The sequence below is a fragment of the Desulforhabdus sp. TSK genome (assembly GCF_022836495.1).
Classification (GTDB): domain Bacteria; phylum Desulfobacterota; class Syntrophobacteria; order Syntrophobacterales; family Syntrophobacteraceae; genus Desulforhabdus.
In genome coordinates this window covers 1-406 of the sequence record NZ_BQXM01000185.1, presented here as the reverse complement: position 1 = coordinate 406, position 406 = coordinate 1, and the positions used below count along the sequence as shown (strand labels likewise).

1 pseudogene is annotated in these 406 nt (G+C 60.1%); it reads left to right on the top strand.

Going from position 1 to position 406, the window contains the following annotated elements:
• Window positions 1-127: 127 nt before the first annotated feature.
• Window positions 128-406 (top strand): annotated as a pseudogene (locus tag MWC30_RS22050) (restriction endonuclease subunit M); the annotation flags it as partial.

Below are 406 nucleotides of genomic sequence, written 5' to 3'. Positions count from 1 at the left end.
AATGGGTTGTGCCGTTGTGGCGATCCCTGGGCAGGCCGACGCGGTTTTTGACGCCGTATCGCTTCGAGGGCTGCTCCGGTCGGTCAATGCCCGCAAGCACCCCGCGCCCCAGGCGAGAGAGTACCTCATGGACACAACCCAAACGAACGTCCCCCCTGGAAGCACCATCGCGGCGGGTTACATGCTCGATTATGTTTCCGGGAAACAGGTGAAGGCGACAAAAAAAGAGCTGGTGCGTCAGCGTGTGGCGCGCGCGCTCATCCACGAATACGGGTTTTCCCCTGAAGACATGGAGAATGATTTCTCCATCGGCGTCCGCAAGAAGGTGGACATCGCCATTTTTCACCATGGCAAGGACCACACCGTGGATAACCTGGGACGCGCCGTGATCTGCCGTCCCGAGCCC